We start from the raw sequence: 17,655 nt of genomic DNA, 5'->3' as shown, positions 1-17,655 counted from the left end.
GCGCCACTGCAGTTGACACGGATGCACCGGGTTCTCATCGGCGTGGTCGTCACCGGTGCTGTGATCATCGCCGGGATCGGCTTCGCGGGTTCGTACGCGGCCGTCCGTGCGCTGGCCATCAAGAAGGGCTTCGGCAACTTCAGTTATGTCTTCCCGGTCGGTATCGACGCGGGCATCTGTGTGCTGCTGGCCCTGGACCTGCTGCTGACCTGGATCCGCATCCCCTTCCCGCTGCTGCGTCAGACGGCGTGGCTGCTGACGGCGGCGACGATCGCGTTCAACGGCGCGGCGGCGTGGCCGGACCCGCTGGGTGTGGGCATGCACGCGGTGATCCCGGTGCTGTTCGTGGTCGCGGTGGAGGCGGCCCGGCATGCGATCGGCCGGATCGCGGACATCACGGCGGACAAGCACATGGAGGGCGTCCGTCTGACCCGCTGGCTGCTCTCGCCGGTTCCGACATTTCTGCTGTGGCGGCGGATGAAGCTGTGGGAGCTGCGTTCGTACGACCAGGTGATCAAGCTGGAGCAGGAACGTCTCGTCTACCAGGCGCGCCTGCGTTCCCGCTTCGGCCGGGCGTGGCGTCGTAAGGCCCCGGTGGAGTCGCTGATGCCGCTGAGGCTGGCGCGGTACGGCGTCCCGCTGGCGGAGACGGCCCCGGCGGGCCTGGCGGCGGCGGGCATAGAACCGGCGCTGATACCCCCGGCGCCGCAGTTGAACGCAGCGTCGGGCAGCGGTGCCGCCGGGGCGGCGCCCGTCCCGCAGCAGGCGGCCGCTCTCGGCGGGCAGCGCCCCCAGCTCGAGGGCGACCGGTACACCGGGCAGCCCGGATACGAGGAGCCGGACGACCAGAGCCCCTGGTTCCAGGCCCAGCGGCAGGTCGACTACCACGGCGGTTACGACCCGTCGTACGAGCCGGAGCCCCCGTACGACGACTGGTACGAGGACCAGCACGTGGAGCAGTTCGAGCAGACCGTCCCGCAGAGGTTCCAGGTGCCCGTCCCGCAGGGCTCGCAACAGTCCGGCCCGCAGGGACCCCCGCAGCCCTCCCCCGAGGACACCGGCAGCTTCCCGATCCCCGTGGGCCCGAACCGCACCCGCGAGCTCGGGGAGGGCGGCGGCACGCCCCAGCCGGACGAGGAGGCGTACTACCAGGTCTTCAAGCAGTCGATCAACGGCAGCTACCCGACGCCCCGCGAGTTCAGTGAGAACGTCGAGGCGGAGTTCAGCATCGGCCTCGCCCCGGAAGAGGCCAAGCGCATGGTCAACCGCTTCACGAACCGCTACAACGCGGAACTGGAGGAAGACCACATCGCCTAGGGCGAGAGTGCGTGCCGGGCGTCGCGCGGCAGGCGCCACTTTCGCAACACCCCCTGGATCCGTCCCCGCATGAAAGGGCGCCCGGTGCCGAGAGCACCGGGCGCCTTCTGCCAGGTCCTACTCCCCGAGCAGGGACCGCACCCGGTCCTGGCCCACCGCGAGCAGCAGCGTGGGCAGGCGCGGGCCGGTGTCGCGGCCGACGAGCAGGTGGTACAGGAGCGCGAAGAACGACCGCTGGGCCGTCTTGATCTCCGGCGGAAGCTCCTTGGGAGTGGCGTCCGCGGAGAATCCGGCCTGGACCTTGGGCACGCCGTACACGAGGTGGGTGAGTCCGTCCAGCGACCAGTGCTCCTCCAGGCCGTCGAGCAGCAGCCGGATCGACTGCTGGGAGGGCTCGTCGAGGGACTTGAGCAGTTCGACGTCGGGCTCGTCGCGGACGATGGTGCGCTGGTCGGCGGGGACGTGGGTGTTGATCCACGCCTCGGCCTTGTCGTACCGCGGGCGGGCCTCGTCGAGCGAGCTCAGCGGGTTGGCCGGGTCGAGGTCGGACAGGATGCGCAGCGCCTGGTCCTGGTGGCCGGCGGTGATGTCGGCGACGGACGCGAGGGTGCGGTAGGGCAGCGGGCGGGGCGTCTTCGGCAGCTCACCGGCGGCGGTGCCGACCGCGCGGGTGTACGCGGCGACGTCGCCGGGGAGGGCGGAGCCGTCGGCGACCTTGCCCGCCAGCTTGTCCCACTCGTCGTAGAGGCGCTGGATCTCCTGGTCGAAGGCGATCTTGAAGGACTGGTTGGGCCTGCGGCGGGCGTAGAGCCAGCGCAGCAGCTGGGGCTCCATGATCTGGAGGGCGTCGGCCGGGGTGGGGACGCCACCGCGGGACGACGACATCTTCGCCATGCCGGAGATGCCGACGAAGGCGTACATGGGCCCGATGGGCTGCTTGCCGCCGAAGATCCCGACGATCTGCCCGCCGACCTGGTACGACGATCCCGGCGACGAGTGGTCGACACCGCTCGGCTCGAAGATCACGCCCTCGTAGGCCCAGCGCATCGGCCAGTCGACCTTCCAGACCAGCTTGCCGCGGTTGAACTCGCTCAGCCTGACCGTCTCGGAGAAGCCGCACGCGGTGCAGGTGTACGTCAGCTCGGTCGAGTCGTCGTCGTACGCGGTGACCGTGGTGAAGTCCTTGCCGCAACCGCCGCAGTACGGCTTGTACGGGAAGTAGCCGGCGGCGCCGGAGCTGCCGTCGTCCTCGGACGCGGCGCCCGAGCCCTCCTCGGCCTCCAGCTCGGCCTCGTCGACGGGCTTCTGCTGCTGCTTCTTCGCGGGCTTCGGCTTGGTGCGGTACTGGGCGAGGATCGCGTCGATCTCGCCCCGGTGCTTCATCGCGTGCAGGATCTGGTCCCGGTACACGCCGGAGGTGTACTGCGCGGTCTGGCTGATGCCGTCGAACTCCACGCCCAGCTCGGCGAGCGAGGCGATCATGGCGGCCTTGAAGTGCTCGGCCCAGTTCGGGTACGGCGACCCCTTCGGGGCCGGGACGGAGGTGAGCGGCTTGCCGATGTGCTCGGCCCACGACTCGTCCACGCCCGCGACACCGGCCGGCACCTTCCGGTACCGGTCGTAGTCGTCCCAGGAGATCAGGTGCCGCACCTCGTACCCGCGCCGGCGGATCTCGTCGGCGACCAGGTGCGGGGTCATGACCTCGCGCAGGTTCCCCAGGTGGATCGGGCCGGACGGAGACAGCCCGGACGCGACGACGACCGGTTTGCCCGGGGCCCGACGCTCCGACTCCTCGATGACCTCATCCGCGAAACGGGAGACCCAGTCGATGGTCTCGGTGCTCTGAGCCACGATCGGCACGTCCTCTTTTTCTGAAAGTTCTCCATGAGCAGCCGGTACGGTCGCACGGCTGACCGCTCCATTGTCCCAGGCTGCGCCACATCCACGAAAACGCCTTTTCAAAGCGTTGGACGGGTGGACGGGCCCGGCCGTTCACCGCGCGAGAGGAAAATTCGCTTTACCCCGCATGGGATACTGGGCGTGTCTATCCATCCCCACGAGGAGAACGGCACCCATTCCTATGGCCTCGGTCACGTCCCTCACGTCCGCCGTCCACCAGCGCCTCGCGTCCGCCCTCTCGGCTGCCCTGCCCGAGGCCGCCGACGCGGACCCGCTGCTGCGACGCAGCGACCGGGCGGACTTCCAGGCCAACGGAATCCTGGCGCTGGCGAAGAAGGCGAAGGCGAACCCGAGGGAGTTGGCGACGCAGGTCGTCGGCCAGGTGGTCGCCGGTGACCTGATCGGGAAGGTCGAGGTCTCGGGCCCCGGCTTCCTCAACATCACGGTCACGGACCAGGCGATCACCGAGAACCTCGCCGCCCGCGCCGCCGACGCCGAGGGTCGGCTCGGCGTGCCGTACACCGAGCTGCCCGGCACCACGGTGATCGACTACGCCCAGCCGAACGTGGCGAAGGAGATGCACGTCGGTCACCTGCGCTCCGCTGTGATCGGCGACTCGGTCGTCAAGCTTCTCGAGTTCACCGGCGAGACGGTGATCCGCAGGCACCACATCGGTGACTGGGGCACCCAGTTCGGCATGCTCATCCAGTACCTGGACGAGCATCCGCACGAGCTGGACCACAAGGACGCCGAGGTGACGGGCGAGGAGGCGATGTCGAACCTCGACCGCCTCTACAAGGCCGCGCGGAGGCTCTTCGACTCCGACGAGGAGTTCAAGACGCGGGCGCGGCGCCGGGTGGTCGACCTCCAGGCCGGCGATCCGCGCACGCTCGCCATGTGGCAGAAGTTCGTCGACGAGTCGAAGATCTACTTCTTCTCGGTCTTCGAGAAGCTCGACATGGAGATCCGGGACCCCGACATCGTCGGTGAGTCCGGCTACAACGACATGCTGGCCGAGACCTGCCGTCTGCTGGAGGAGTCGGGCGTCGCCGTCCGCTCCGAAGGGGCGCTCTGCGTCTTCTTCGACGACATCAAGGGCCCCGACGGCAAGCCGGTCCCGCTGATCGTGCAGAAGTCGGACGGCGGCTACGGCTACGCGGCGACGGACCTGTCCGCGATCAGGGACCGCGTCTTCAACCTGAAGGCGAACTCGATCATCTACGTCGTGGACGCCCGCCAGTCGCTGCACTTCAAGATGGTCTTCGAGACGGCGCGGAGGGCCGGCTGGCTGAACGACGACGTGAAGGCGTACCAGCTCGCCTTCGGCACGGTCCTCGGCAAGGACGGCAAGCCGTTCAAGACCCGTGAGGGCGAGACGGTGCGGCTGGTGGACCTGCTGGACGAGGCGATCGACCGCGCCTCCGCCGTCGTACGGGAGAAGGCGCAGGACCTGTCCGAGGAGGAGATCGCCGAGCGGGGCGCCCAGGTGGGCATCGGCGCGGTGAAGTACGCGGACCTGTCGACGTCGGCGAACCGGGACTACAAGTTCGACCTGGACCAGATGGTCTCGCTGAACGGCGACACGTCCGTCTACCTCCAGTACGCGTACGCCCGTATCCAGTCGATCCTGCGCAAGGCCGGCGACGTGCGGCCGTCCGCGCATCCGGAGCTGGCGCTGACGGACGCGGAGCGCGCGCTCGGCCTGCACGTGGACGCCTTCGCGGAGACGGTGGCGGAGGCGGCGGCGGAGTACGCCCCGCACAAGATGGCGGCGTACCTCTACCAGCTCGCGTCGTTGTACACGTCGTTCTACGACAAGTGCCCGGTGCTGAAGGCTCAGACGCCGGAGCAGGTGGAGAACCGCCTGTTCCTGTGCGACGTCACGGCCCGGACGCTGCACCAGGGCATGGCGCTGCTGGGCATCCGGACGCCCGAGCGGCTCTGAGCCCCGCCCCGCCAGGGCCGCGGCCCGTCCTCTCCCCCGTGGGAGGACGGGCCGCGGTGTCTTTGGTCGGTCTGTGCGCAGGACGCCTCTCGCAGGCGGCCGTCAGACGTAGTCGTCGGCGAACCGCTTGAAAGCGGCCCTGGTGTCCTTCCCGGCGATTCCGTCGATCTTGCCCTTGTAGCCGTAGTACTTCTTCAGCATGCGCTGCAGCGCCTTCACCGTGTCGCTGCCGACGACGCCGTCGATCTTCTTGTTGTAGCCCCAGTACTTGTGGAGGTAGCGCTGCATGGCCTTCCAGCTCTCGGTGCCGAGCCGGCCGTCGATCTTGCCCTTGTAGCCCCAGTGGTTCTTCAGCACCCGCTGGATGCCCTTCGCCTCCTCGGTGTTCAGGCCCAGGTTGTTCACCGTCTGCACGGAGACGGCCTGGGTGCTCATCGCCGGCTTGGCGGCGGGTGCGGAGGCCGCGAAGCCGGCGGTCGCACCCGCGAGGCTTCCGGCGGCGATCCCGGCGACGGCGGTGGCGGCAACGAGGGTCCTCGCCATGAGGTTCGGTCGCATGTGTGTCCCTTTCGGGTGAGGTCGGACGGCGCCTGGCGTGGTGGGCGCCGCTGGCGACTCGAGAGTGCGGTGCGGGCGCCGAGCTGCGCCACGAGCGCCGCCGCAGTGACGACTTCGTGGGACGTCCCGGACGCTGACCTGCGGGGACATCTCCTGGCGGGACGCCTGGACGGGACGCTTCGACGCGACGTCGGCGGGGAGCGGGTGCGGCGGGCGGGTGGCCTGTTCGATGCCGGGGCGGGAACCGGTAGGTGGGGTACGCCGTGGAAGTTCATGCAGAATGCAGCGGAAACGGGGACCCACGACCAGGGTCCCGGGACGCGAGTAGGGGGAACATGTCGCGTTGGAAAGCGCTGCCCGCAGACCTGGATCCGCGTGTGCGGCAGTTGGTGGTGCGATTACGGCGGCTGAAGGACCACGGCGACCTGAGCATGCAGCGGCTGGCGGCGAAGACCGGCTACAGCCAGAAGTCGTGGGAGCGCTACCTGAACGGCAGGTCGCTGCCGCCCCGCGAGGCCGTGGAGGCGCTGGCCCAGGTCGGCGGCGAGGATCCGACACGGCTGCTGGTGCTGCACGAACTGGCCGCGGAGGGCTGGGAGAAGCGGCGGCGGGACGCGCCGGCGACGGAGGCGGACGGGGAGGAGCCTTCGCCAGCCGAGGACGGTCCGTCCTCGGCCGGCGACGAGACCCCGTCCACGGCGGACGGCAAGGCGGCGCGGCCGCACGGACGTTCGTTGCGCATCGCGGTGGCGGCGGGAGCCGTCGCCCTGGTGCTGGCCGTCGTCTCGGCGGTCCTCCTGGCCGTCCGCCTCACGGACCACGGTACCGACGACAAGGCGGCGGCGACCCGCCCCGCCTCGACCGCCGGGTCCTTCCCGACGTCGGGGTCGGCGCCGTCGTACACCTGCCGCATCCAGCGGACCGACGGCCGCTGGTACGCGGGCAACAGCCGCACGCAGGACGCGATCCTGGCGCAGGGACTGGCGGGGCCGGACGTCGCCGAGGCGCAGTGTCTGCTGCGCCGGGCGGGCTTCTCCCCGGGCGGCATCGACGGTGTGTACGGACCGCTGACCGAGCGCGCGGTCAAGGACCTGCAGAAGCGGGCCGGACTGCCCCCGGACGGGATCGTCGGACCGCACACCTGGGGGGCGCTGCGCACATGACCCGGCCGACGGGGACGCACCGGACGACGTCCGCCGAGCGGGCGCGGTTGGCGGCCGAACTGCGCGAGCTGAAGGCGCGCACCGGTATGAGCCTGGCACGCCTGGAGGAACGCACCCCGTACAGCAAGTCGTCGTGGGAGCGCTATCTCAACGGCAAGACCCTGCCGCCGCGCCAGGCCGTGCTGGACCTGTGCCGCCTCGCCCACGAACCCGCCGCTCGCTGTCTGGCCCTGTGGGGGCTGGCGGAGTCGGAGGCGAGTGGACGCGCACGGGCGGAGGAGTCGCCCACGGCTCCGGCACAGCAGTCGTCCCCACCGCCGGCTTCGTCCCCCTCCCCGGCCACGGACGGGGACACGGCGGGGGCCACGGATGCGGCCCCGGCGAAGGACGCGGCGCACGCCACGGACACGGCGAAGACCACCGGCACCGCCGCCCCTGCCCCGGCCGACGAAACCGGACACGCCGTCCGGAAGGGCGCGGTCGCCGCGCTGGTCGCCGCCGTGTGCGCCCTCGCCACCGGGGCCGTCGCCCTGGCCCTCTTCCTGCTGCCGCACCCGGGCGGCGGTCCGCGAGCGTTTCCGTCCCCGCCGCAACCCGTGCTCGCCCCGCTCTGCGGGGGCGCCACCTGTGAGGGCGGGGACCCGATGGCCCTGCACTGCGGCCCCCACCCGGCCACCCTGGCGTCGCACCACACCGCCGCCGGCGTAGGTATGGAACTGCGCTACAGCAAGGACTGCGGCGCGAGTTGGGCCCGGGTGTGGGCCGCCCATGTCGGGGACCGGATCGAGGTGACCGCGGACGGCCGCAGTCACTCGGCCCGCGTCAAGGACGCCGACGCCGCGAAGGACTACGTCTACACCCCCATGACCGCCACCCGTCCCGGCACCGCCGTCCGGGCGTGCTTCCGACCGACGACGGGCGGGCGACCGGAGTGCGTCGAGGGCCGTGTGACGGCCCCGCCGCCGACGCCGGCGACCGTCCACTGAGGTGGTGTGCCTGCGGAACTGCGACACATCTGGGAGATGTGTCGCACCGGCGGGTTCAACCGCCTGGCCACAGCGGCGGCAGAAATTCGCACCACACCACCTTGCCGGGGTCCCGCTCCCCCACTCCCCACTTGTCCGAGAGCGCCGCCACCAGGAGCAGCCCCCGCCCGCCCTCGTCCGTCTCCAGCGGGATGCGGGGCTCGCCGGGACCGCTGTCGTGCACCTCCACCCGCAGCACCGCGCCGTCGTACCGCAGGAAGACCCGGAAGCAACGGCCCGGCGGCACGCCGTGCACCAGCGCGTTCGTCGCCAGCTCGCTCACACACAACAGCACGTCGTCACTTCGCCCGGCCTGCGCGAGCCCCCAACCGGCCAGGACCTCGTACGCGAACTGCCGTGCCGCCGGGACCGATCGGCGCTCCCGTCGGAAGAACCTCTCGCGCAGGGGCGGGAGTCGGATCATCTCGTTCACGGGACGAGTGTTGCGGAGAGTCACTACCGTGGATCACTCGGTGAACCCGTACGGATTTTTCGTACGGGTTCCTTCGGGGTCGCGAACGGGCACGCAGGGGGAGTTGGACCAGCATGACCTCCAGGAAGCCTCCACGGAAGAAGAACGTCTCGGCCATGAAGATGCTGGGCGTCCAGCTCGGCACGGCCCGCCGTGCGGCGGGCCACACCCAAGGGTCCCTGGCCAGGGAACTGATGGTCGACGAGGAGACGATCGCGTCCATCGAGCAGGGGCGACGGCCGTTGAAGCCGGATCTGGCGGAGGTGCTGGACGAACTCCTTGAAACCAAGGGGTTATTGACCGCAGGGGTGGCCAACCTTCCCGAGATCGACCAGTTCCCGATGTGGGCCGAGTTGTACGTCGAACATGAGCGGGAGGCCATTGCGCTCTCCCTGTACGCCAACCAGGTTCTGCCCGGCCTCCTCCAGACCGAGGAGTACGCCCGTGCCGTACTGCGCGAGCGCGTTCCGGCCTACAACGAGGACGAGGTCGAGACCAGGGCCGCCGCCCGCATGGGCCGCCAGGACATCCTGCACCGCAAGGTCCCGCCGACGGTGAGCTTCGTCGTATGGGAGCCCGTCCTTCACCTGGAGGTCGGTGGCCCGAAGGTGCGCGTCGAGCAGTTACGCCGCCTGCGCGAAAGCGCCGAACTTCCTGGCTTGTCCGTGCAGTTTCTGCCACTGGCAAGCCCGTCTCACGCCGGTCTCGACGGCCCGTTCGTGCTTCTGGAAACGCCAGACCACCAGCACTTGGCCTATATCGAAGGTCAGCGGGGCAGCCAGTGGGTTTCCGATCCGGACGAGGTGTCCATCCTGTCGCGCAAGTATGCGATGCTGCGAGCACAGGCTCTGACCCCCCAGGAGTCAAAGGGCCTGCTGGACCGTCTGCTAGGAGACCAATGAACACGGCACTTCAGTGGTTCAAGTCGAGCTACAGCGGCAGCGAGGGCGGCGAATGCCTCGAAGTCGCCTTCACCACCCCCCAGTCCACCGACAACGCGGCGGTCCACATCCGCGACTCCAAGAACCCCGCCGGCCCCACCCTCCAGGTGACCCCCGCCACCTGGACCGCCTTCACCACCTACGCGACGCGCTAGGCGACCCTCAGCTCAGCCCCTTCCCCAGCCTGCGCAACCCCTCCTCGATCTCCCCCGGTGTGTGCGTGACGAAGCACAGCCGCAGGGTCGACCGGTCCGGCGTGTCGGCGTAGAACGGCGCGCCCGGGACGTACGCCACGTCCTGCTCCACCACCCGCGGCAGCAGCTCCGTGGTGTCGTAGCCCTCGGGCAGCCGCGCCCAGAGGAACATGCCGCCTTCGGGGCGGTTCCAGACGGAGCCCTCGGGCAGGGCGTCCGCGAGGCCGGTGAGCATCGCGTCGCGGCGTTCGCGGTACGCGGCGGCGACCCGGGCGACGTGTGCGTCGAGATCGCGGTCCGCCAGGTACCGCGCGGCGGCGAGCTGGTTGACGGTCGGGGTGTGCAGGTCCGCGGCCTGCTTGGCGATCGTGCAGGCCCGCCGCAGCGCCGCCGGCGCCCGCAGCCAGCCCAGGCGCAGCCCGGGGGCCATCACCTTGGAGAACGAGCCGAGGAGCACCGCGCGGTCGTGGGCGTCCTCGTACGAGGCGATCCACGGCACCCGCTCGCCCTCGAAGCGGAGCTCCCCGTAGGGGTCGTCCTCGACGATCCACACACCGTGCCGGGCGGCGACGGCGGCGATCGCGGCGCGGCGGTCGGCGGGCAGGGTGCGGCCGGTGGGGTTCTGGAAGGTGGGGACGGTGTAGAGCAGCTTGGGGCGCTCCCGCACCACCAGTTCCTCCAGCGCGTCGGGGTCGATACCGTCCTCGTCGCAGGGGACGGCGACGACCCCGGCACCCGCGAAGCCGAAGGCCTGAAGGGCCGCGAGGTAGCAGGGGTTCTCGACGAGAACCGTGTCGCCGGGCTCCAGCAGGGCGGTCGCGAGCAGGGAGAGGGCCTGCTGGGAGCCGGTGGTGACGAGCAGGTCGTCGGCGCCGGTGGCGAGGCCGCGCTCGGTGGTGCGGTCGGCGAGCGCGGACCGCAGGGCGGGTTCGCCCTCGGTGGTGGAGTACTGGAGTGCCCGCTGTGGGGCCTTGGTCAGCACGGCGTGGAAGGCGGCGGCGACGCCCTCGCTGTCGAAGAGCCCGGGGGCGGGAAGGCCGCCCGCGAAGTTGACGACTTCGGGACGCGCGGTGACGGCGAGGATGTCCCGAACGGGGGAACCGCCGACCGAGGCGACCCGGGCGGCGAACGCGGGCTGGGGCGGATCGCTGGGCGTGCTGTCGCTGGAGGTCACGGGGGCGGCTCCTCATGTGTACAGGCGTTCATCAGACGTAATGCGTCATAGGGAACACCACTCGAAAACACCTCGTTCATGCACCTTAGGGATATCGCTGCCCCATACAACAGTCTCGTTTCGCCATGCGGACCACGGTCCGTGGGCCCTAGCATGCGGCGCATGCTGCCGAGCGTGGACACGAACGACGAGTTGAAAGCCATGGTCTCGGACGAGGGGGTGTTACGCCCGGCCGTGCTGCATCTGCTCGACCAGATGGGCCTTGTCGGACTCGCGGTGCGCCGCTTCCCGGACGGCACCCTGCCCGTGTACGCCGTCGGGGGCGACCTGGTGCTGAAACTGTATCCGCGGTCCGAGGCACGGGAAGCCGTGCGCGAGGCGCGGGTGTTGCACCACCTGTGGGGACAACTCAAGCTTCCCACCCCGCGCTTGATCGGCACCGAGGAGTTCGTGAACGGCTGGCGGTGGGTGCTGATGTCCCGGCTGCCGGGCTGGACCCTCAACGACGTCTGGCACCGGCTGACCGCGGCGGAACAGGACCGTATCGTCACGGAGTCGGCCGAGGCCCTGGCGTCGCTGCACGCGATGTTCTGGAACCCGCTGACGGACATCGTCGGGCCGCCGGACTGGACGGCGTTCCTGCGCAGCCAGCGCGCCGGGGCGGTCGAGTGGCACCGTCGCTCCGGGGTGACCGAGCCCTGGCTGAGCCGGATCCCCGACTTCCTGGACTCCGTGCCGCTGCCCGTGTCCACCGAACGCGTGCTGCTGCACACCGAGTTCATGAGCGAGCACCTGACCATCGACATGCGCGGCGGGCGCGTACTGACGGGCATGTTCGACTTCGAGCCGGCGATGATCGGTGACCCGGCGTACGACTTCGTCAGCGTCGGCCTGTTCATCACCCGCGCCGACCCGCGCCAGCTCCGCCGTTTCTACGAGGCCTACGGGCGCGCCCCGCACGACCCGGACCAACTGATGGCGTACGCGCTGCTGCACGTCTTCAGCGATCTGCCCTTCTACCTCCACGAGCTGCCGCACCCGGCCGAACCACGCTTCGACGCACTCGCCGAGCTGTGGTTCGGCACGGACGGCTGACACCGGGGAACACCCCCGGCGTCAGGCCTTCCCGCCAGTGGCGCCGTACACGTTGATGTCGGCGTCCGTGACGTCGTTGATGTCGCGGTAACGGACCTTGTCGATGTCGTCGAGGGTGGCGAGGTAGGCGGGGTCCACGGCCTCGGGGACGGGTGCCGCGCCGTCCTGGTGCCAGTGGTGGACCGGGACGACGCCGGGCTCGTCCAGCGTGACGCCCGGGGTGTCGGTGAAGAACCGGGCGACCTCGTCCTTGGAGCGCAGCACGAAGGTGAAACCGCGCTCGGTGTAGGTGCGCTGGACGGCGCGGATGCTCTCCGGGTTGAGGTCCTCGGTGAGGTGGGTGAGCACCAGCCGGCTCCCGGAGGGCAGCGCCTCCATCAGCCCGCGCACGATCGGGTACGCCTGCTCGTCCTCGACGAAGTGCAGGATCGCCACGAGCACGAGGGCGACCGGCTGGTCGAGGTCGAGGGTCTTCGCGGCCTGTTCGAGAATCCGGTCGGGACTCTTGAGGTCGGCGTCTATGTAGTCCGTGCGACCCTCGGCTCCACTGGTGAGCAGGGCGCGGGCGTGCGCGAGGACGACCGGGTCGTTGTCTACGTAGACGACCCTGGAGTCGGGGTTGACGCGCTGGGCGATCTGGTGGACGTTCTCGGCGGTCGGCAGGCCGGTGCCGATGTCGAGGAACTGCCGGATGCCGTGCTCCTTCGCCAGCCGGTTCACCGCGCGGCGCAGGAAGTCGCGGTTGTGCCGGACGTCGAGGTAGCCGCGCGGGTTGGCGGCGAGCGCCGCGGCGGCTGCCGCGCGGTCCACCGGGTAGTTGTCCTTGCCGCCGAGGAAGACGTCGTAGACGCGGGCCGGATGGGCCTTGGTGGTGTCGATCCGCTTGCGAAGCTCGGCCGGGTCGTGGCTGAGGGCTTCGTCGGACATGGCGTCTCCCTGGTGGTCGGCGTAAGGAGTCGGTCGTTCCATCGGTCGATCGATCGGTCGCCCGTTCTCCTGGCCGTCCGTCAGGCGACCGATGTGATCGGTCAACAACTTAACCGCCGAGGCCAGTTGGAAGTGCCCGATCCGTTTCCGGCCGCGGCCCGCCGTCCCGGATTCCCCTCCCAAGGGACGGCGTTTGCGCAGGTCGGGAAGCGTTCCATCGGCCCGGCGTCCCGAATTGGGCGGCGACTGTGGCGGGCTGGCGAACCACCGGTCAAGCTGGGCCGTCGAGGCCTCCGCTCCCGCCGACCGGTCGAGCGGAGGTGTCACCCCCCGACTCGCACGTCCGAAGGGCCCCGACCATGTCCTTTGCCCGTACCGCCCGTCCCACCGGTACCGTCCGCCCCCGGCTGCTCGCCGCCGTCACCGTCGCGCTCGCCGCGCTCGCGCTGTCGGCCTGCGAGAACGGCGAGGGCATACGGGACGAGGGCCCCTCCTCGCTGCCCGGTGCGACCGCCCGGGACACCGGCCGTCCGGACAGGGCGGTTCCCTGCTCGGGCACACACATGCGGACGACGGCGACGCGAGTGGGCGAGCCGGTGAACCACCTGCTGCTGACGGTGACGAACACGGGCGCCGTCAACTGCTCCCTCAACGGCTACCCGAAGGCCCGCTTCGGCGAGTCCGGCTCCCTCGCGCCGCCGGCCCGGGAGCCGAAGCCCCGCGGGTCCCGGATCACCCTCTCCCCCGGAGGGTCCGCCTACGCGGGCGTGCTGCTCTCGGCGGCGGACGGCACGGGCGGTCACGGCCGCACCGTCACGTCCCTCACGATCACCCTCCCCACCGGCCCGGCCGCCCACCCCGCACTCCCGCCCAAGGGCGTGTACATCGACGACACACTGCGCGTCACCTGCTGGCTGCCGAACCGGAAGGCGGCGCTGACGTCCTGAGCCCGGCGGGAAAGACGCCCTTCAGCCCGTCGGCACCGTCTGGCCGGCCCAGGCGGCCAGCAGGCGCAGTGCCGTCTGCGAGGGCGAACCCTCCTCCACCGTGTGGGCGATCAGCGCCTGGTCCGGGTCGTCGGGCAGGCGCAGAGTCTCGAAGCCGAGGTCCAGCTCGCCCACAACGGGGTGGCGGTAGACATAACGCCCGTGCGTCTTGTCCTGGAGCCGGTGCTTGGACCATGCCTCACGGAACACCGCGCTCGCCGCGCGCAACTCGTCCAGCAGCTCCGCGGTCCGCGGATCGTCGGGGCGGCGCGCGGCGTCGAGGCGGAGGTAGGCGGCCACGTCACCGACCTTGCCGTGCCAGTCGGCGTACAGATGGCGCATTCCCTCGTCCAGGACCACGAGACGGGCAAGGTTGCGCTGGTGCGGGGGGAGGGCGCCGAAGTCGGTGATCAGCGCCGCCGCCAGCGGGTTCCAAGCCAGCACGTCGGTGTTGCGGCCGACGACGTAGGCCGGGACCTCGGCGGTCGACTCCAGCAGCCGGCGCAGTCCCGGACGCACCTGCTGCGTCCGGGGCGTTCCGTCCCCGTGTTCAGCCTCCGGCCGGGGCCAGGGGCGTGCCAGGCGGTACAGGTGCTCGCGTTCCACGATGTCCAGACGCAGGGCGCGGGCCACCGCGTCCAGCACCTCCTGGGAGAAATGCAGGGTTCGGCCCTGCTCCAGCCGCACATAGTGGTCCACGCTCACGCCGGCCAGCCGGGCGAGTTCCTCGCGGCGCAGTCCGGGCACGCGGCGACGGCCCCCGTAGTCCGGTAAGCCGAGTTCCCCGGGTCGCAGCCGCGCCCTGCGGGAGCGGAGGAACTCTCCGAGCTCCCTGCGTCTGTCCAGTGCCATGCGGCCAGTATCGGCACCCGCTTCCCGCTGCTGCCACCGTGATTCCTGGTCATGCCGTGCCCAGGCACGCCCCGGCCCTGGGTGGGGCCTTCGGATGCGACGACAGTGAAGCGTGCCGGAACGGTTCCGGCCGGCCGACGGTCCACGACCCCGGCCGTGTCCGAGGCAGCATCTCCGACAGGGAGTTCCACGACATGAAGGCGACCGACCCGCAGACCCTTCCGCTGGGCACCACCGGCATGGACATCAGCCGCATCGGCTTCGGCTCCTGGGCGGTGTCGGGCTCCGGGTGGCTTTTCGGCTGGGGCCCCACCGACGACGAGGAGTCCATCGCCACCATCCGCCACGCGGTCACCTCGGGCGTCAACTGGATCGACACCGCGCCCGCGTACGGGCTCGGCCACTCCGAGGAACTGATCGGCAAGGCGATCGCCGGCATGCCCGAGGCCGAACGCCCCTACGTCTTCACCAAGGTGGGGCTGATCTGGGACCCGGCCGACCCGCAGGCCGCGCCCCGCCGGATCATGAAGCCGGCCAGTGTGCGCAGCGAGGTCGAGGACTCGCTGCGCCGCCTCGGCATCGATCACATCGACCTCTACCAGGTGCACTGGCCGGACACCGGCACATCCCTGGAGTTCGTGGGCGACGGCTCCGGCACCGTCTCCCCCGACGCCACCCCGCTGGAGGAGTACTGGCAGGTCATGGCGGACCTCAAGGCAGAGGGCAAGGTCCGCGCGATCGGACTGTCCAACCACACGCCCGATCAACTCGAGGCCGCCGAGCGGATCGCCCACGTCGACGTCATCCAGCCGCCGTTCTCCGCCATCAACCGCTCGGCCGCCCCCGAGATCGCCTGGGCTCGGTCCCACGACACCGGGGTGATCGTGTACTCGCCGCTCCAGTCCGGCCTGCTCACCGGGGCGTTCACCCCCCAGCGCGCCGCGAACCTGCCCGCTGACGACTGGCGACGTTCGCACCACGACTTCACCACCGGCCTGGACGCCAACCTCCGCCTTGCCGACGCGCTGCGCCCCGTCGCCGAGAGGCACACGGCCACCGTCTCCGAGGTCGCCATCGCCTGGACCCTGGCCTGGCCCGGCATCACCGGCGCCATCGTCGGCGCACGCAAGCCCGAGCAGGTCGACGGGTGGACCGGCGCCGGTTCCCTGCGGCTGACGCCGGAAGACGTGGACGAGATCGCCGAAGCGATCGTCCGTTCCGGCGCGGGCAACGGCCCTGCCCGCCCGTGACTCCGGACCGTGTGCGAAGGGAGGACACCTCCGTGCCCCTGGTCGTCCTCACGCGGTACCTGGCCGTGCCGGGCCAGGAGGATCGTCTGCGGACCGCCCTCGAGGCGATGATCGAGCCCTCTCTCCAGGCGTGCGGCTGCCTCACGTACGAGCCCTACGTCGACCCCAACCGCCCCGGCCGCATGCTGAACTTCGAGGAGTGGGCCGATGCGCGGGCACTGCGCGAACACCTCACCGGCGGCCACCACCGGCACCTCCGGCAGGTCCTGGACCTCGTCCTCGCCGAACCGGAGACCATATGGACGCTGACTCCGCCCGGCGCGGCCGGGCCGTGAAAACCCCGCCTGCGGACCGGCCGCGGGGGCACACCGGAGGAGAAGCCCGCCGGTGTGCCCCCGTCCGAGAACAGCGGAGGTCTCCGCGCGCCCCTAGTCCTCGCGGAGCTTGCGGGCCGCCTCGGTGGCCCAGTACGTGAGGATGTTGCGCGCACCGGCGCGCTTGATGCCGGTCAGGGTCTCCAGGATGGCCCGGTCGCGGTCGACCCAGCCCTTCTCGGCGGCGGCCTCGACCATGGCGTACTCGCCGGAGATCTGGTACGCGGCCACGGGCACGTCCACCGCGTCCGCGACCCTCGCCAGGATGTCGAGGTAGGGCCCGGCCGGCTTGACCATCACCATGTCGGCGCCCTCCTCGAGGTCGAGGGCGAGTTCGCGCAGGGACTCGCGCCAGTTGGCGGGGTCCTGCTGGTAGGTCTTGCGGTCGCCCTTCAGCGAGGAGGCGACGGCCTCGCGGAACGGCCCGTAGAAGGCGGAGGAGTACTTGGCGGTGTAGGCGAGGATCGCGACGTCCTCGCGCCCGATCTGGTCGAGCGCGTCGCGGACGACACCGATCTGCCCGTCCATCATCCCGCTGGGCCCGACGACATGGGCACCGGCGTCGGCCTGGACCTGCGCCATCTCGGCGTACCGCTCGAGGGTGGCGTCGTTGTCGACCCGGCCCCTGGCGTCGAGCACGCCGCAGTGCCCGTGATCGGTGGTCTCGTCCAGGCACAGGTCCGACATGACGAGGAGGTCGTCGCCGACCTCGGCGCGCACGTCCCGGATGGCGACCTGGAGAATCCCGTCCGGGTCGGTGCCCGGGGTCCCGACGGCGTCCTTCTTCGACTCATCGGGCACACCGAAGAGCATGATCCCGGAGATCCCGGCCTCCACGGCCTCCACCGCCGCCTTCTTCAGGCTGTCCCGGGTGTGCTGGACGACACCGGGCATGGACCCGATCGGCACGGGCTCGCTGACTCCCTCGCGCACGAAGGCCGGGAGGATGAAGTCGGCCGGGTGCAGCCGGGTCTCGGCGACCATACGGCGCATGGCGGGCGTGGTGCGCAGCCGCCGGGGACGGGTACCGGGGAAGGATCCGTACTTCGTCATGCCCTCTACGCTACGCCCGGCCCACCGATGCCTTTGCCGACGCGGAGTCGGCCGCCGACCAGTGGTCAGCTCCCCTCATTCGCCCACCGAACGCCGGTGCCGTACGCGATGATGTTCACCGTGCTGTACCCCGAACCCGTGCTGGTGCTGCTCGGACGATGTGCGGGGGACGTGAAGCCGACGCCCAGCACGGCGTCGTAGCCGAGCTCGTGCGCCTTGAGCAGAAGCTCCTCGTAGGCGTCCTCCATCGTGTACCTGGCAGCGCCCCAGATCACCTTGCCCTGCGTGAACGGGCGTGCCGCATGGCTGAGCGTGCTGGCCTGGATCTCGAGCGCCCTGCTGCGCCGCGCTTCGTCCTCTTCCCGCCTCTTGCGCGCATCGTCTCTCCACCCCATCCGGCCATTGTGGGGCAGGCGGCTCCCGTGCGGAG

At 70.7% G+C, this 17,655-nt stretch carries 18 protein-coding genes; 10 read left to right on the top strand and 8 right to left on the bottom strand.

Translation table 11 applies throughout. From position 1 onward, the window contains the following. The first annotated feature begins 21 nt into the window (after positions 1–21). Positions 22–1,317: a DUF2637 domain-containing protein gene (locus tag C3488_RS05240; RefSeq protein ID WP_103838111.1), complete on the top strand. Its 1,296-nt coding sequence runs from the start codon at positions 22–24 to the stop codon at positions 1,315–1,317. A gap of 117 nt (positions 1,318–1,434) precedes the next feature. Here C3488_RS05240 and lysS read toward each other — a convergent pair whose 3' ends face one another. After that, positions 1,435–3,177: a lysine--tRNA ligase gene (gene lysS / locus C3488_RS05235; RefSeq protein ID WP_103838110.1), complete on the bottom strand. Its 1,743-nt coding sequence runs from the start codon at positions 3,175–3,177 to the stop codon at positions 1,435–1,437. 220 nt (positions 3,178–3,397) lie between these two features. On the opposite strand from lysS, the gene argS reads away from it, so the two are divergent. Continuing rightward, on the top strand, positions 3,398–5,161 hold the full coding sequence (gene argS, locus C3488_RS05230) for an arginine--tRNA ligase (protein WP_103838109.1): 1,764 nt from the start codon (positions 3,398–3,400) through the stop codon (positions 5,159–5,161). A 102-nt stretch (positions 5,162–5,263) separates the two neighbouring features. Here the strand turns inward: argS and C3488_RS05225 are convergent, their stop codons facing one another. Continuing rightward, the gene (locus tag C3488_RS05225; RefSeq protein WP_103838108.1) at positions 5,264–5,719 is read right to left on the bottom strand and encodes a peptidoglycan-binding domain-containing protein; all 456 of its coding nucleotides are present in this window, start codon (positions 5,717–5,719) and stop codon (positions 5,264–5,266) included. A gap of 335 nt (positions 5,720–6,054) precedes the next feature. On the opposite strand from C3488_RS05225, the gene C3488_RS05220 reads away from it, so the two are divergent. Both C3488_RS05220 and C3488_RS05215 read left to right on the top strand, forming a co-directional pair. After that, positions 6,055–6,882, top strand: a complete 828-nt coding sequence (locus C3488_RS05220) for a peptidoglycan-binding protein (RefSeq protein ID WP_103838107.1) — start codon at positions 6,055–6,057, stop codon at positions 6,880–6,882. Continuing rightward, the gene (locus C3488_RS05215; RefSeq protein ID WP_103838106.1) at positions 6,879–7,868 is read left to right on the top strand and encodes an XRE family transcriptional regulator; all 990 of its coding nucleotides are present in this window, start codon (positions 6,879–6,881) and stop codon (positions 7,866–7,868) included. The genes C3488_RS05220 and C3488_RS05215 overlap by 4 nt, the downstream gene beginning before the upstream one ends. A gap of 55 nt (positions 7,869–7,923) precedes the next feature. Here the strand turns inward: C3488_RS05215 and C3488_RS05210 are convergent, their stop codons facing one another. Beyond that, positions 7,924–8,340: an ATP-binding protein gene (locus C3488_RS05210; protein WP_374955398.1), complete on the bottom strand. Its 417-nt coding sequence runs from the start codon at positions 8,338–8,340 to the stop codon at positions 7,924–7,926. Positions 8,341–8,453: 113 nt separating this feature from the next. Here C3488_RS05210 and C3488_RS05205 point away from each other — a divergent pair, with 113 nt between their 5' ends. Next, positions 8,454–9,281: a helix-turn-helix transcriptional regulator gene (locus C3488_RS05205; RefSeq protein WP_103838105.1), complete on the top strand. Its 828-nt coding sequence runs from the start codon at positions 8,454–8,456 to the stop codon at positions 9,279–9,281. Beyond that, positions 9,278–9,475, top strand: coding sequence for a DUF397 domain-containing protein (locus C3488_RS05200; RefSeq protein WP_103838104.1), 198 nt, complete (start codon positions 9,278–9,280; stop codon positions 9,473–9,475). The genes C3488_RS05205 and C3488_RS05200 overlap by 4 nt, the downstream gene beginning before the upstream one ends. 7 nt (positions 9,476–9,482) lie before the next feature. On the opposite strand, the gene C3488_RS05195 is transcribed toward C3488_RS05200, so the two are convergent. After that, positions 9,483–10,688, bottom strand: a complete 1,206-nt coding sequence (locus tag C3488_RS05195) for a PLP-dependent aminotransferase family protein (RefSeq protein ID WP_103838103.1) — start codon at positions 10,686–10,688, stop codon at positions 9,483–9,485. A gap of 162 nt (positions 10,689–10,850) precedes the next feature. On the opposite strand from C3488_RS05195, the gene C3488_RS05190 reads away from it, so the two are divergent. Next, positions 10,851–11,783, top strand: a complete 933-nt coding sequence (locus tag C3488_RS05190; RefSeq protein ID WP_103838205.1) for a phosphotransferase family protein — start codon at positions 10,851–10,853, stop codon at positions 11,781–11,783. A gap of 21 nt (positions 11,784–11,804) precedes the next feature. Here C3488_RS05190 and C3488_RS05185 read toward each other — a convergent pair whose 3' ends face one another. Further along, positions 11,805–12,710, bottom strand: a complete 906-nt coding sequence (locus C3488_RS05185; protein WP_103838102.1) for an SAM-dependent methyltransferase — start codon at positions 12,708–12,710, stop codon at positions 11,805–11,807. A 359-nt stretch (positions 12,711–13,069) separates the two neighbouring features. Here C3488_RS05185 and C3488_RS05180 point away from each other — a divergent pair, with 359 nt between their 5' ends. After that, positions 13,070–13,657, top strand: coding sequence for a DUF4232 domain-containing protein (locus C3488_RS05180; protein ID WP_103838101.1), 588 nt, complete (start codon positions 13,070–13,072; stop codon positions 13,655–13,657). Between the two features lie 21 nt (positions 13,658–13,678). Here C3488_RS05180 and C3488_RS05175 read toward each other — a convergent pair whose 3' ends face one another. After that, on the bottom strand, positions 13,679–14,548 hold the full coding sequence (locus C3488_RS05175) for a helix-turn-helix transcriptional regulator (protein WP_103838100.1): 870 nt from the start codon (positions 14,546–14,548) through the stop codon (positions 13,679–13,681). Between the two features lie 194 nt (positions 14,549–14,742). Here C3488_RS05175 and C3488_RS05170 point away from each other — a divergent pair, with 194 nt between their 5' ends. Continuing rightward, a complete protein-coding gene (locus tag C3488_RS05170; RefSeq protein WP_219822296.1) occupies positions 14,743–15,798 on the top strand; it encodes an aldo/keto reductase in 1,056 nt (351 codons plus the stop codon). Positions 15,799–15,830: 32 nt separating this feature from the next. Then, on the top strand, positions 15,831–16,133 hold the full coding sequence (locus C3488_RS05165) for a putative quinol monooxygenase (protein ID WP_103838099.1): 303 nt from the start codon (positions 15,831–15,833) through the stop codon (positions 16,131–16,133). Between the two features lie 93 nt (positions 16,134–16,226). Here the strand turns inward: C3488_RS05165 and hemB are convergent, their stop codons facing one another. Both hemB and C3488_RS05155 read right to left on the bottom strand, forming a co-directional pair. Beyond that, the gene (hemB, locus tag C3488_RS05160) at positions 16,227–17,225 is read right to left on the bottom strand and encodes a porphobilinogen synthase (protein ID WP_103838098.1); all 999 of its coding nucleotides are present in this window, start codon (positions 17,223–17,225) and stop codon (positions 16,227–16,229) included. A gap of 65 nt (positions 17,226–17,290) precedes the next feature. Further along, entirely contained in the window at positions 17,291–17,620 is a 330-nt protein-coding gene (locus C3488_RS05155) for a hypothetical protein (RefSeq protein WP_103838097.1), read from the bottom strand. Between the last annotated feature and the right edge of the window lie 35 nt (positions 17,621–17,655).

This window comes from Streptomyces sp. Ru72 (assembly GCF_002920635.1).
GTDB lineage: Bacteria > Actinomycetota > Actinomycetes > Streptomycetales > Streptomycetaceae > Streptomyces.
The sequence above is the reverse complement of the archived record's forward strand: the minus strand, read 5'-3'. Positions and strand labels throughout refer to the sequence as shown.

Excerpts from the sequence above, each read along its gene's own strand:
- C3488_RS05190 (WP_103838205.1), top strand. The coding sequence starts at position 10,851 with ATGCTGCCGAGCGTGGACACGAACGACGAGTTGAAAGCCATGGTCTCG.
- C3488_RS05155 (WP_103838097.1), bottom strand. The coding sequence starts at position 17,620 with ATGGGGTGGAGAGACGATGCGCGCAAGAGGCGGGAAGAGGACGAAGCG.
- hemB (WP_103838098.1), bottom strand. The coding sequence starts at position 17,225 with ATGACGAAGTACGGATCCTTCCCCGGTACCCGTCCCCGGCGGCTGCGC.
- C3488_RS05205 (WP_103838105.1), top strand. The coding sequence starts at position 8,454 with ATGACCTCCAGGAAGCCTCCACGGAAGAAGAACGTCTCGGCCATGAAG.
- C3488_RS05180 (WP_103838101.1), top strand. The coding sequence starts at position 13,070 with ATGTCCTTTGCCCGTACCGCCCGTCCCACCGGTACCGTCCGCCCCCGG.
- C3488_RS05170 (WP_219822296.1), top strand. The coding sequence starts at position 14,743 with ATGAAGGCGACCGACCCGCAGACCCTTCCGCTGGGCACCACCGGCATG.
- C3488_RS05200 (WP_103838104.1), top strand. The coding sequence starts at position 9,278 with ATGAACACGGCACTTCAGTGGTTCAAGTCGAGCTACAGCGGCAGCGAG.
- C3488_RS05215 (WP_103838106.1), top strand. The coding sequence starts at position 6,879 with ATGACCCGGCCGACGGGGACGCACCGGACGACGTCCGCCGAGCGGGCG.
- C3488_RS05240 (WP_103838111.1), top strand. The coding sequence starts at position 22 with ATGCACCGGGTTCTCATCGGCGTGGTCGTCACCGGTGCTGTGATCATC.
- C3488_RS05225 (WP_103838108.1), bottom strand. The coding sequence starts at position 5,719 with ATGCGACCGAACCTCATGGCGAGGACCCTCGTTGCCGCCACCGCCGTC.
- C3488_RS05175 (WP_103838100.1), bottom strand. The coding sequence starts at position 14,548 with ATGGCACTGGACAGACGCAGGGAGCTCGGAGAGTTCCTCCGCTCCCGC.
- C3488_RS05220 (WP_103838107.1), top strand. The coding sequence starts at position 6,055 with ATGTCGCGTTGGAAAGCGCTGCCCGCAGACCTGGATCCGCGTGTGCGG.
- argS (WP_103838109.1), top strand. The coding sequence starts at position 3,398 with ATGGCCTCGGTCACGTCCCTCACGTCCGCCGTCCACCAGCGCCTCGCG.
- C3488_RS05185 (WP_103838102.1), bottom strand. The coding sequence starts at position 12,710 with ATGTCCGACGAAGCCCTCAGCCACGACCCGGCCGAGCTTCGCAAGCGG.